This is a genomic window from Pseudomonas sp. S49 (assembly GCF_009866785.1).
Classification (GTDB): domain Bacteria; phylum Pseudomonadota; class Gammaproteobacteria; order Pseudomonadales; family Pseudomonadaceae; genus Aquipseudomonas.
In genome coordinates this window covers 2,023,162-2,035,585 of sequence record NZ_CP019432.1, presented here as the reverse complement: position 1 = coordinate 2,035,585, position 12,424 = coordinate 2,023,162, and the positions used below count along the sequence as shown (strand labels likewise).

13 protein-coding genes are annotated in these 12,424 nt (G+C 59.6%); 11 read left to right on the top strand and 2 right to left on the bottom strand.

Features of this window, described 5'->3' with window-relative positions; all coding sequences use genetic code 11:
* The first annotated feature begins 11 nt into the window (after positions 1-11).
* The 5 genes from PspS49_RS08990 to PspS49_RS08970 all read left to right on the top strand — a co-directional run bounded on the left by PspS49_RS08990 (position 12) and on the right by PspS49_RS08970 (position 5,506).
* Positions 12-515, top strand: a complete 504-nt coding sequence (locus PspS49_RS08990) for an ureidoglycolate lyase (RefSeq protein ID WP_127926402.1) — start codon at positions 12-14, stop codon at positions 513-515.
* Positions 516-566: 51 nt separating this feature from the next.
* Positions 567-1,874, top strand: coding sequence for a urate hydroxylase PuuD (locus PspS49_RS08985; protein WP_150751666.1), 1,308 nt, complete (start codon positions 567-569; stop codon positions 1,872-1,874).
* Positions 1,875-2,040: 166 nt separating this feature from the next.
* Complete coding sequence (locus PspS49_RS08980; RefSeq protein ID WP_007913967.1) at positions 2,041-3,399, top strand: nucleobase:cation symporter-2 family protein; 1,359 nt, start codon at positions 2,041-2,043, stop codon at positions 3,397-3,399.
* Positions 3,400-3,561: 162 nt separating this feature from the next.
* The gene (locus PspS49_RS08975; RefSeq protein ID WP_110721144.1) at positions 3,562-4,347 is read left to right on the top strand and encodes an outer membrane protein OmpK; all 786 of its coding nucleotides are present in this window, start codon (positions 3,562-3,564) and stop codon (positions 4,345-4,347) included.
* A gap of 373 nt (positions 4,348-4,720) precedes the next feature.
* Entirely contained in the window at positions 4,721-5,506 is a 786-nt protein-coding gene (locus tag PspS49_RS08970; protein WP_095119997.1) for an outer membrane protein OmpK, read from the top strand.
* Between the two features lie 90 nt (positions 5,507-5,596).
* Here the strand turns inward: PspS49_RS08970 and PspS49_RS08965 are convergent, their stop codons facing one another.
* Together PspS49_RS08965 and PspS49_RS08960 are read right to left on the bottom strand one after the other, a co-directional pair.
* On the bottom strand, positions 5,597-6,769 hold the full coding sequence (locus tag PspS49_RS08965) for a patatin-like phospholipase family protein (protein WP_127926398.1): 1,173 nt from the start codon (positions 6,767-6,769) through the stop codon (positions 5,597-5,599).
* Positions 6,770-6,804: 35 nt separating this feature from the next.
* Positions 6,805-7,737 (bottom strand): lipid A biosynthesis lauroyl acyltransferase, encoded by a 933-nt coding sequence (locus tag PspS49_RS08960; protein WP_150775437.1) that lies wholly within the window; start codon positions 7,735-7,737, stop codon positions 6,805-6,807.
* 117 nt (positions 7,738-7,854) lie between these two features.
* Here PspS49_RS08960 and minC point away from each other — a divergent pair, with 117 nt between their 5' ends.
* The 6 genes from minC to PspS49_RS29655 all read left to right on the top strand — a co-directional run bounded on the left by minC (position 7,855) and on the right by PspS49_RS29655 (position 12,388).
* Positions 7,855-8,592 (top strand): septum site-determining protein MinC, encoded by a 738-nt coding sequence (gene minC, locus PspS49_RS08955; protein WP_026000431.1) that lies wholly within the window; start codon positions 7,855-7,857, stop codon positions 8,590-8,592.
* 169 nt (positions 8,593-8,761) lie between these two features.
* Positions 8,762-9,574 (top strand): septum site-determining protein MinD, encoded by an 813-nt coding sequence (gene minD / locus PspS49_RS08950; protein WP_007913953.1) that lies wholly within the window; start codon positions 8,762-8,764, stop codon positions 9,572-9,574.
* Positions 9,574-9,828: a cell division topological specificity factor MinE gene (gene minE, locus PspS49_RS08945; RefSeq protein WP_003223146.1), complete on the top strand. Its 255-nt coding sequence runs from the start codon at positions 9,574-9,576 to the stop codon at positions 9,826-9,828. The genes minD and minE overlap by 1 nt, the downstream gene beginning before the upstream one ends.
* 91 nt (positions 9,829-9,919) lie before the next feature.
* Positions 9,920-10,555 (top strand): RluA family pseudouridine synthase, encoded by a 636-nt coding sequence (locus tag PspS49_RS08940; protein WP_007960625.1) that lies wholly within the window; start codon positions 9,920-9,922, stop codon positions 10,553-10,555.
* 178 nt (positions 10,556-10,733) lie between these two features.
* Entirely contained in the window at positions 10,734-12,023 is a 1,290-nt protein-coding gene (locus PspS49_RS08935) for a M18 family aminopeptidase (RefSeq protein ID WP_007919200.1), read from the top strand.
* Between the two features lie 188 nt (positions 12,024-12,211).
* Positions 12,212-12,388, top strand: a complete 177-nt coding sequence (locus PspS49_RS29655; RefSeq protein WP_174245051.1) for a hypothetical protein — start codon at positions 12,212-12,214, stop codon at positions 12,386-12,388.
* Positions 12,389-12,424 lie beyond the last annotated feature (36 nt).

Here is a 12,424-nt window from a genome sequence, read left to right as displayed (position 1 = left end):
AGAAGAACAGCATGCGCACACTAACGATTGAACCGCTGACCAAAGAAGCCTTCGCCCCTTTCGGTGACGTGATCGAAACCGACGGCAGCGATCACTTCATGATCAACAACGGTTCGACCATGCGCTTCCATAAACTGGCGACGGTCGAAACCGCTCAGCCTGAGGACAACGCGATCATCAGCATTTTCCGCGCCGACGCGCAGGACATGCCGCTGACCGTTTGCATGCTGGAACGCCATCCGCTGGGCAGCCAGGCTTTCATACCGCTGCTCGGCAACCCCTTTCTGATCGTGGTCGCGCCAATTGGCGATGAACCTGTATCAGGCTTGGTCCGCGCCTTCGTCACCAACGGCAGGCAGGGCATCAATTACCATCGCGGCGTTTGGCACCATCCGGTGCTGACGATCGAAAAGCGGGATGACTTCCTGGTGGTTGATCGCAGTGGCACAGGCAATAACTGCGATGAGCATTTTTTCAAAGAGGATGAGCGTTTGATCCTCGCCCCCCACCAATAAGAGAAGGTCTGATCACTCGACAACAAGAGTGACAGGCGAGAGGTAAAGACTGTGGAAGCACATCTGTTGGAATGGCTGAACCTGAGCGTGCGCTGGGTTCACATGATTACTGGCGTGGCCTGGATCGGCGCGTCGTTCTACTTCGTCTGGCTGGAGAACAACCTCAACCGCGTCAACCCGAAAACCGGTCTGGCCGGTGACCTGTGGGCGATCCACGGTGGCGGTATCTATCACCTCGAAAAATACAAACTGGCCCCACCGTCGATGCCGGAGAACCTGCACTGGTTCAAATGGGAAGCCTACTTCACCTGGATGTCGGGTATCGCGCTGCTGTGCGTGGTGTTCTACTCCAACCCAACGCTCTACCTGCTGGCTCCGGGCAGCACACTGAGCGGCCCTGAAGGCGTGGCCATCGGTATCGGCTCGCTGTTCCTCGGCTGGTTCATCTACTCCTTCCTGTGCGACTCGGCCTTGGGCAAACGCCCTGCTCTGCTGGGCTTCATTCTGTTCGTGCTGATCATCGGCGCGGCGTATGGCTTCAGCAAAGTGTTCAGCGGTCGTGGTGCGTACCTGCACGTTGGCGCGATCATCGGCACCATCATGGTCGGTAACGTGTTCCGCATCATCATGCCGGCGCAACGCGCACTGGTGGCGGCGATTGCCGAGAACCGCACGCCGGATCCGGCGCTGCCAGCCAAAGGCTTGCTGCGTTCACGTCACAACAACTACTTCACCCTGCCGGTGCTGTTCATCATGATCAGCAACCACTTCCCGAGCACGTATGGCAGCCAGTACAACTGGTTGATCCTGGCCGGGATCGCCGTGTTGGCGGTGTTGGTGCGTCATTACTTCAACACCCGTCACGACAGCCACAAGTTTGCCTGGACCTTGCCTGTGGCAGCGGTGGGCATGATCAGTCTGGCGTACGTCACCGGCCCGATGCCGATGTCGACCGCGCCGGAAGTGGCCAAGGCACCAGCGAAAATCGAGTACCAACCGCTGCCGGAAACGGCACTGGGCGGTGGCGCGAAACCGGCTGAAGCAGCACCGGCAGCCCCTGCTGAACCTGCTGCACCCGCACAAGCCTCCAACGCAGGTCCTGGCTTTGACAAAGTCCACACCGTGATTCAAGAACGTTGCGCGGTTTGCCACTCGGCCAAACCAACCAGCCCATTGTTCAGCGCAGCTCCAGCGGGTGTGATGCTCGACACCCCTGAGCAGATCCGTCAGAACGCGGCGCGCATCCAGGCGCAAGCCATCACCACGCAGATCATGCCACTGGGCAACATCACGCAGATGACCCAGCAGGAACGTGACCTGATCGGTGCATGGATTGCCCAGGGAGCACAGACCAACTAAGCAACAAAGCTTCGCGAGCAGGCTCGCTCCCACAAGGACACCTTCAATCCCTGTGGGAGCGAGCCTGCTCGCGAATGGCCGCAATGCGGTCTGCCTGATGCAAAGAAACAGCTGCGAGCAACCCGGCAGCTGTTAATCACAAGAATAAAAAGATCCGAGGTGTTGCATGTCCGAGCTGTCCAAAGCGCGCATCCCCGACGCACCCGCCATTCAGCGATTGCCCCTTTTGCAACTGATCCTGGTCGGTTTGCAACATGTTCTGCTGATGTACGGTGGTGCCATCGCGGTGCCGCTGATCATTGGACAGGCCGCTGGCCTGAGTCGTGAAGAAATTGCCTTCCTGATCAACGCCGACCTGCTGGTCGCCGGTATCGCCACCATCGTGCAGTCCATGGGCATCGGCCCGATGGGCATTCGCATGCCGGTGATGATGGGCGCCAGTTTTGCAGCTGTCGGCAGCATGGTCGCCATGGCCGGCATGCCCGGTATCGGTCTGCAAGGCATCTTCGGTGCGACGATTGCCGCCGGTTTCTTCGGCATGCTCATCGCGCCGTTCATGTCCAAAGTCGTGCGCTTCTTTCCGCCGCTGGTGACCGGCACGGTCATCACCTCGATCGGTTTGTCGCTGTTCCCCGTGGCCGTGAACTGGGCCGGTGGCGGCGCCGCCGCAGCGCAATTCGGCTCACCGATTTATCTGGCCATCGCCGCACTGGTGTTGGGTACCATTCTGCTGGTCCACCGCTTCATGCGCGGATTCTGGGTCAACATTTCCGTACTGATCGGCATGTGCTTCGGCTACATCCTGTGCGGCGCGATCGGCATGGTGGATCTGAGCGGCATGGCCAACGCGCCATGGGTTCAGTTCGTCACTCCGCTGCATTTCGGCATGCCGAAATTCGAACTCGCGCCGATCCTGTCGATGTGTCTGGTGGTGGTGATCATCTTTGTCGAGTCCACCGGCATGTTCCTCGCCCTGGGCAAAATCACCGGCCAGGAAGTCTGCCCACGCATGCTGCGTCGCGGCTTGCTGTGTGATGCCGGCGCCTCGTTTGTCGCCGGTTTCTTCAACACCTTCACCCATTCCTCGTTCGCGCAGAACATCGGTCTGGTGCAGATGACCGGCGTGCGCTGCCGTTCGGTGACCATCGTTGCCGGTGGCTTGCTGATCGTCCTGAGCCTGCTGCCGAAAGCAGCGTTTCTGGTGGCGTCGATTCCACCGGCGGTACTCGGCGGCGCAGCAATCGCGATGTTCGGCATGGTCGCGGCCACCGGCATCAAGATTCTCCAGGAAGCCGACATCGGTGACCGTCGCAACCAGTTGCTGGTCGCGGTGAGCATCGGCATGGGCCTGATCCCGGTAGTGCGTCCGGAGTTCTTCGCGCATCTGCCACTGTGGATGAGCCCGATCACTCACAGCGGCATCGCCATGGCGACCCTCAGCGCGCTGACGCTGAACCTGCTGTTCAACATTCTCGGCGGCAAAGAGCGCGCAGCGATCAACGACTGCCACGCCCACCAGCACTGACGGAGTCACCACAAAACCCTGTGGGAGCGAGCCTGCTCGCGAAAGCGGTATGTCATTCAACAGTGATGGCGACTGACACGCCCTCTTCGCGAGCAGGCTCACTCCTACAAGGGCGCGCAACAGCTCTGCGCCTCAAACAATAAAAACAAGAGGGAGCAACAGATGATTCGCACGCAAACCAACGTTCTGTTGAGTGGCGGCCTGCTGGCCGCGAGTCAGGCCATGGCCGGCGATTTGCTGCTGTGGCAGACCAACAGCCTCAGCTATCTGTACGGCAAGAACTTCGCGATCAACCCGTCGATTCAGCAGACGCTGACCTTCGAGCACGCCGACAAGTGGAAGTACGGCGACAACTTCCTGTTCGTCGACAAGATCTTCTACAACGGCAAAGAAGACGCGAACAAAGGCCCGCACGCGTTCTACGGTGAATTCACCCCGCGCTTCTCCTTCGGCAAGATCTTCAACCAGAAACTCGAGTTCGGCCCGATCAAAGACGTCTTGCTGGCGATGACTTACGAGTACGGCGAAGGCGACAGCGAGGCCTATCTGATCGGCCCCGGCTTCGACCTCAAGGTGCCCGGTTTCAACTACGTCACCCTGAACATTTTCCGCCGCCAGACCGAAGGCCCGCGCCCCGGCGACGGCGTCTGGCAGATCACCCCCGGCTGGTCCTACAGCTTTCCCCTGGGTAACTCCGATGTGCTGATCGACGGCTACCTCGATTGGGTGGTCGACAACGATGAGAACTCGCGCGGCACCTACCACGCCAACCTGCACATCAATCCGCAGATCAAATATGACTTGGGCAAAGCCCTCGGCTGGAGCCACAAGCAACTGTATGTCGGCACCGAATACAGTTATTGGAAAAATAAATACGGCGTTGAAAACACGCACAACTTCGACACCAATCAGAACACCGCCAGCCTGCTGGTCAAGGTGCACTTTTAAGATGGCCCGCAACCGTGCCCCATACCTGTCGTCGGTGCTCTGTTGCGGGGCACTTGAGGCCTGGCCGTTGAGTCAGTATTCTCCGCGGCCTCTTGAATTCGGTCTAAAAAAAAGCCCGGATTTAATTCCTGACCGAAAAGCCAACTTATCCCGGCCCCGGTCAGTACCGAGGCATCCCGAAAACACACTCAATCGACTGTTTTTCAGCAGCCGAGCGGGTGTTTTTTTGCTTTTCGAAAGCCTTGGCTCGGCTCTTGCTAACAGCAACGAAGCTGACCGATCGGATGACTTTTGCAGCAACGAAAAAAGGCGCCACACCAGAGCGCCGATCTTAAAAAAATAAACGTGGAACACCTACTTTGGGAGCAACCGAATGAAACGTATGTGCACCAGCCTGATGCTCGCGGGATCGATGTTGGCCGGCGGCCAGGCCATGGCCGAGGGCCTGCTGCAGTGGCAGAACAACAGCCTGACCTACCTGTATGGCAAGGACTTCCAGGTCAACCCGCGCATCCAGCAAACCGTTACCTTCGAGCACGCCGATGCGTGGACTTATGGGGACAACTTCTTCTTCTTCGACAAGATCTTCTACAACGGTGGCAAGGACTTTAGCAACGGTCCAAACACCTACTACGGTGAGTTCAGCCCGCGCATCTCGCTGGGCAAAGTGCTCGACCAGAAAATCGAGTTCGGCCCGATCAAAGACGTCCTGGTGGCGATGACTTACGAGTTCGGCGAAGGCGACACCGAGTCGTACCTGATCGGTCCAGGCTTCGACCTGGCGATTCCGGGCTTCGACTACTTCCAGCTGAACTTCTACCAGCGTCACACCCAGGGTGCTCGCGCCGGTGACAACGTCTGGCAGATCACCCCGGTCTGGTCCTACACCATCCCGGTCGGCAAGTCGGACATCCTGATCGACGGCTTCATGGACTGGGTCACCGACAACGACTCCAACTCCAAAGGCGATTACCACGCCAACCTGCACTTCAACCCACAGGTCAAATACGACTTGGGCAAGGCGTTGAGTTTTGGCGAGAAGCAGTTGTATGTCGGTGTTGAATACGACTACTGGAAAGACAAGTACGGCATCGACGACACCGGTGCGTTCAAGACCAATCAGAGCACCACGAGCTTCCTGGTGAAGTTCCACTTCTGATTTCAAGAGCTTCGCGAGCAGGCTCGCTCCCACATTCGACCGAGTTCCAATGTGGGAGCGAGCCTGCTCGCGAAGGCCTCCCCGCAGATTTCAGGCCGGGACCACCGCTTCGGATATGCCCAAAAACCGGCACAGCTCCTCACGCTTGGCCAACGCATCCCTGCGCCCCAGATCAATCAACTCGCTGCAATACCCCGCCTCGAACAGCAGATAACTCAACACCCCTGCCCCACTGGTCTTGGTCGCCCCCGGCCCACGCAAAAACAAACGCAACGCCGCCGGCAACTCCTGGCGATGCCGCGCCGCGATCTCATCGATCGGCTGACTCGGCGAAATCACCAACACCTCCACCGGTGCCACGCCCAACTCGCGGGTCGGCGTGCCGGCGGGCATCAAGTGGCTGAACTGGTTGAGACGCTGGAGCAACTCGATATCGCTCTCGAGGCTGTCGATGAACGTGCTGTTGAGCATGTGTCCGCCAATCTGCGCCAGCGTCGGCTGTTGCCCCGTGTAAGTGCGCTCCAGCGGCTGCTGCGGATCAAACCCGCGCGGGTTGCCGCTGACACCGACCACCAGCACCCGGCTCGCGCCCAAGTGCAGCGCCGGGCTGATCGGTGCCGATTGCCGCACCGCGCCATCGCCAAAGTATTCATCGCCAATTTTCACCGGCGCGAACAACAACGGAATCGCCGAGCTGGCCAGCAAGTGATCCACCGACAGTTGCGTCGGCACACCAATGCGCCGATGGCGCAGCCATGAATCGATCGTGCCGCCGCCCTGATAGAACGTCACCGCTTGCCCCGACTCATAGCCGAACGCGGTCACCGCCACCGCATGCAATTGCTTGCGCGCGATGGATTCGGCGATGCCAGGCATGTGCAGTTTTTCATTGAGCAGTTTGCGCAGCGGTGAACTGTTGAGCAACGCCACCGGTAGTTGCCGCCCCATCCCCAACAAGCTGTGGCTGACAAAGCGGCTGGCCTGACGAATAACACCGGGCCAGTCACTGCGTAGCACGCGATGGCTGCGAAAGCCTTGCCAGAACAAGGTGAGACGCTCGATCGCAGCGCGAAAATCGGTTGCGCCACTGGCGAGGCTGACGGCGTTGATCGCCCCGGCCGAGGTGCCGACGATCACCGGAAACGGATTGTCCGCACCCAACGGCAGCAATTCGGCAATCGCCGCCAACACGCCCACCTGATACGCCGCCCGAGCCCCGCCGCCGGAAAGAATCAAACCTGTGACCGGTTCAGCTGGGCTCATCGCAACGCTCCATGGTGCTTATAGGGATGGGTCAATCAACCGCGTTTGGCGTACAACTTCGGCTCGCCCGGTGGACGGCTCTTGAAGCGTCGATGCGCCCACAGGTATTGCTCAGGGCAGGCACGTAAAGCGCTCTCGACCCACCGATTGATGCGAATGCAGTCGGCTTCTTCGGTTTCGCCGGGGAAATCTTCCAGCGGCGGATGAATCACCAACCGATAACCGCTGCCGTCGGCCAGACGCTCCTGCGTGAACGGCACCACCAGCGCTTTGCCGAGACGCGCGAACTTGGTGGTCGCCGTCACGGTCGCCGCCTGAATGCCGAACAGCGGCACGAAGATGCTCTGCTTGGCGCCATAGTCCTGATCCGGTGCGTACCAGATCGCCCGACCGGAACGCAGCAACTTGAGCATGCCGCGCACGTCGTCACGCTCCACCGCCAGCGAATCGAGGTTGTGCCGCTCACGGCCCTGACGCTGAACATAGTCAAACAACGGATTCTTGTGCTCGCGGTACATGCCGTCGATGGTGTGCTGCTGGCCGAGCAGCGCTGCACCGATTTCCAGCGTGGTGAAATGCGCGGCCATCAGGATCACGCCTTTGCCTTCGCGCTGGGCCTTTTGCAAATGCTCCAGGCCTTCGACATGGGCCAGCTTGGCCAGGCGCTCACGCGACCACCACCAGCTCATGGCCATTTCAAAAAAGGCGATTCCGGTGGAGGCGAAGTTTTCCTTGAGCAGACGTTTGCGCTCGGCAGCGGATTTTTCCGGGAAGCACAGCTCAAGATTGCGCTTGGCGATGCGCCGCCGGTCGCCAGCCACGCGATACATCAAGGCGCCCAAAACTCGACCGATGGTCAGCAACGCCGGATAAGGCAGCTGCACGATCAGCCACAAAAGCCCCAGACCGCACCAGAGCGGCCAGAAGCGTGGCGATAAAAATGCTTTTCGAAAACGCGGGCGATCCATTAAAGCTTCCGTAAATACAGTGGCCGCGCATTCTACATCGTTCGACCCGGCTTGCGGCTCGCGGGCGTTCTCGTTATAAGTCTCGGCACTTTTAGTGACAAGCCGTTGTATGCCGACATGAGCCAAACCGAACCGTTAGACCAAGATCCCGTATTCCAGCTCAAGGGCAGCATGCTGGCCATTACTGTGCTGGAACTGGCCCGTAACGACCTCGAAAGCCTCGATCGGCAATTGGCCGCCAAAGTCGCCCAAGCGCCGAACTTCTTCAGCAACGCGCCGCTGGTTCTGGCGCTGGACAAACTGCCGCCGAGCGAAGGCGCCGTCGATCTGCCGGGCCTGATGCGCGTCTGCCGCCAACATGGCCTGCGCACCCTGGCGATTCGCGCCAGCCGCATCGAAGACATCGCCGCCGCCATCGCCATCGACATTCCGGTGCTGCCGCCGTCGGGCGCCCGCGAACGGCCGCTGGAAACTCCCGAAGCCGAAGTCAAAAAGAAGCCGGAAAAACCGCCGGAGCCAACGGTCAAACCGACCCGCGTCATCACCACGCCAGTACGTGGTGGCCAACAGATATATGCCCAGGGTGGCGATCTGGTCGTGGTGTCCTCGGTCAGCCCGGGGGCGGAACTTCTTGCCGATGGCAACATCCATGTATACGGCCCGATGCGCGGTCGGGCGCTGGCCGGCGTGAAGGGTGACACCAAGGCACGGATTTTCTGTCAGCAATTGAGCGCTGAACTGATCTCCATCGCCGGTCATTACAAGGTTTCCGAAGATTTGCGCCGCGACCCGATGTGGGGCTCGGGCGTACAGGTCAGCCTGTCGGGCGACGTGTTGAACATCATTCGGCTTTAACGGATACTGCCGCATTTTCCAAGCATCTCTAAAACGTAGCGAAAACGGCTCAAACGAAGTAGGAAAAAGGCTCAACGCCGAATTCCAGCCAAGGCTGTCCGACTGCAGTAGTTTTCAAGAGATGTTTTTCAGGGGCTAAAAAGTCCTTCTTCCTTAGGGGTGAAACACCTTGGCCAAGATTCTCGTGGTTACATCCGGCAAGGGTGGTGTGGGTAAGACCACCACCAGCGCCGCTATCGGTACCGGCCTCGCACTGCGCGGCCACAAAACAGTGATCGTCGACTTCGACGTGGGCTTGCGTAACCTTGACCTGATCATGGGTTGCGAGCGCCGCGTGGTGTATGACTTCGTCAACGTGGTCAACGGCGAAGCCAACCTGCAACAAGCGCTGATCAAAGACAAGCGCCTGGAAAACCTCTACGTACTGGCCGCCAGTCAGACCCGCGACAAAGACGCGCTGACCGTCGAAGGCGTGGAAAAAGTCCTGATGGAGCTCAAGGAACAATTCGAGTTCGTCGTCTGCGACTCCCCGGCGGGCATCGAAAAAGGTGCGCACCTGGCCATGTACTTCGCTGACGAAGCGATCGTCGTGACCAACCCGGAAGTGTCTTCGGTACGAGATTCGGACCGCATGCTCGGCCTGCTGGCGAGCAAATCGCGCCGCGCCGAACGTGGCGAAGATCCGATCAAGGAACACCTGCTGATCACCCGCTACCACCCGGAGCGTGTTGAAAAGGGCGAAATGCTCGGCGTTGAAGACGTCAAGGAAATCCTCTCGGTAACGCTGCTCGGCGTGATCCCGGAATCCCAGGCGGTGCTCAAGGCATCCAACCAGGGCGTTCCGGTGATTCTCGACGACCAGAGCGATGCCGGTCAGGCGTACAGCGATACCGTCGACCGTTTGCTGGGCAAAGAAAAAGCCCACCGTTTCCTCGATGTCGAGAAGAAGGGATTCTTCGAGCGCCTGTTTGGAGGTAGGTAATGAACCTTTTTGACTTCTTTCGTGCCAACAAAAAGCCAAGTACCGCCTCGGTAGCGAAAGAGCGTCTACAGATCATCGTGGCGCATGAGCGCGGCCAGCGCAGCACGCCGGATTACTTGCCAGCCTTGCAGAAGGAACTGGTCGACGTGATCCGCAAGTACGTCAACATCGGCAACGACGACGTACATGTTGCACTGGAAAGCCAGGGCAGTTGCTCGATTCTGGAACTCAACATCACCCTGCCCGATCGCTGAGTCGATTTGGCAGGTACGACGGCGGTTCAGGGCCATTCCTTCAGTGGAATGGCCCTGAACCGCCGTTGGCATTTGTTACGAGGCTGTTTTAATGCCGCTGTCCAACATCCGCATCATTCATCAGGACGCCGCTGTACTGGTGGTCGACAAACCCACCTTGCTGCTTTCGGTGCCCGGTCGCGCTGACGACAACAAGGACTGCCTGATTACCCGTTTGCAGGAAAACGGCTACCCGGAAGCGCGCATCGTCCATCGCCTGGACTGGGAAACCTCCGGCATCATTTTGCTCGCGCGTGACGCCGACACTCATCGCGAACTGTCGCGCCAGTTTCACGACCGCGAAACCGAAAAGGCCTACACCGCGTTGGCCTGGGGTCAGCCGGAACTCGACAGTGGCAGCATCGACTTGCCGCTGCGTTACGACCCACCGACCAAGCCGCGTCATGTGGTCGACCATGAATTCGGCAAGCATGCGCTGACCTTCTGGCGTGTGCTGGAGCGCTGCGGCGACTGGTGTCGTGTAGAGCTGACGCCGATCACTGGTCGTTCGCATCAATTGCGCGTGCACATGCTGTCGATCGGGCATCCGCTGCTTGGTGACGGGCTCTACGCCCATGAGCAGGCACTGGCGGCATGGCCACGTTTGTGCCTGCACGCGAGCATGCTCAGTTTCACCCATCCGCAAACCGGCGAACGCCTGCGCTTCGAGTGTCCCGCGCCGTTCTGACAGACCACACTGCCCCCTGTGGGAGCGAGCCTGCTCGCGAAAGCGGTTTCACATTCAGCATTGATGTTGACTGATCAATCGCTTTCGCGAGCAGGCTCGCTCCCACAAGGGTTCGGGTGCAGATTCAATTCCCCGGCCGATGCGTTAAACTCCCGCCCATTGCTGTCTGGAGTTTCTTATGCGCGAAGAGTTGAACCAAGGCCTGATCGACTTTCTCAAGGCCTCCCCTACCCCGTTCCACGCCACCGCCAGTCTGGTTCAGCGTCTGGAGGCCGCCGGTTTCGTGCGCCTCGACGAGCGTGAGCCATGGACCACCGAGCCTAACGGCCGCTACTACGTCACCCGTAACGACTCTTCGATCGTCGCGATCAAAATGGGCCGCACCTCCCCCCTGCACGGCGGCATCCGCCTGGTTGGCGCACACACCGACAGCCCGTGCCTGCGGGTCAAGCCGCAACCGGAACTGCAGCGTCAGGGCTTCTGGCAACTCGGCGTTGAAGTCTACGGCGGCGCGCTGCTGGCACCGTGGTTCGACCGCGACCTGTCGCTGGCCGGCCGCGTGACCTTCCGCCGCGACGGCAAAGTCGAAAGCCAGTTGATCGACTTCAAAGCGCCGATCGCCATCATTCCGAACCTGGCCATTCACCTCAACCGTGAAGCCAATCAAGGCTGGGCGATCAACGCGCAGACCGAACTGCCGCCAATCCTCGCGCAATTTGCCGGTGACGAACGCGTCGACTTCCGTGCCGTGCTCACCGATCAACTGGCCCGCGAACATGGCTTGAACGCCGACGTCGTGCTCGATTACGAGCTGAGTTTCTACGACACGCAAAGTGCTGCAGTGATTGGCCTCAATGGCGACTTCATCGCCGGCGCGCGCCTCGATAACCTGTTGTCGTGCTACGCCGGCCTGCAAGCCTTGCTCACCGCCGAAACCGACGAAACCTGCGTGCTGGTGTGCAACGACCACGAAGAAGTCGGTTCCTGCTCGGCCTGCGGTGCCGACGGCCCGATGCTCGAACAGACCCTGCGCCGTCTGCTGCCGGAAGGTGACGAGTTCGTCCGCACCATCCAGAAATCCCTGCTGGTCTCGGCCGACAACGCCCACGGTGTACACCCCAACTACGCCGAAAAGCACGACGCCAACCACGGCCCGAAACTCAACGCCGGCCCGGTGATCAAGGTCAACAGCAACCAGCGCTATGCGACCAACAGCGAAACCGCCGGCTTCTTCCGTCATCTGTGCATGGCCGAAGAAGTCCCGGTGCAAAGCTTCGTGGTGCGCAGCGACATGGGCTGTGGCTCGACCATCGGCCCGATCACCGCCAGCCACCTGGGCGTGCGCACCGTCGATATCGGCCTGCCGACCTTCGCCATGCACTCGATCCGCGAACTGTGCGGCAGCCACGATCTGGCGCACCTGGTTAAAGTGCTCAGCGCGTTCTACGCCTGCCGCGAGTTGCCGTAAAACTTCGCCAGCAGACTGGCTCCCACCCTGGAATGCATTCCAAACTGTGGGAGCGAGCCTGCTCGCGAAAGCGCCAGTTCAGACCCTACAAATTTCATCCTGAAACCGGCTCAATTCTGATACACATCAGAACCGCTCCGCCAAAACCGACCTAGACTTACATCATTCATTTCGACAAGGCAGTCTCCATGATCTCGATGTCTTCGTTCCACGCCATGCTCGTTCCGATTCTGAGCGGAATGATCCTGCTGGCCATCGGCTTCAACTTCCGCGACAAGAACGCCGGGGTGTTTGCCATGTGGGTCGGCATGCTGACGATCCTCGCCACCGTGGTGTACAAGATCCTCGCCAAACTCAACGAATAAAATCCGCGCCCGGCTCGCATTGCTTTAGTGGGCCTC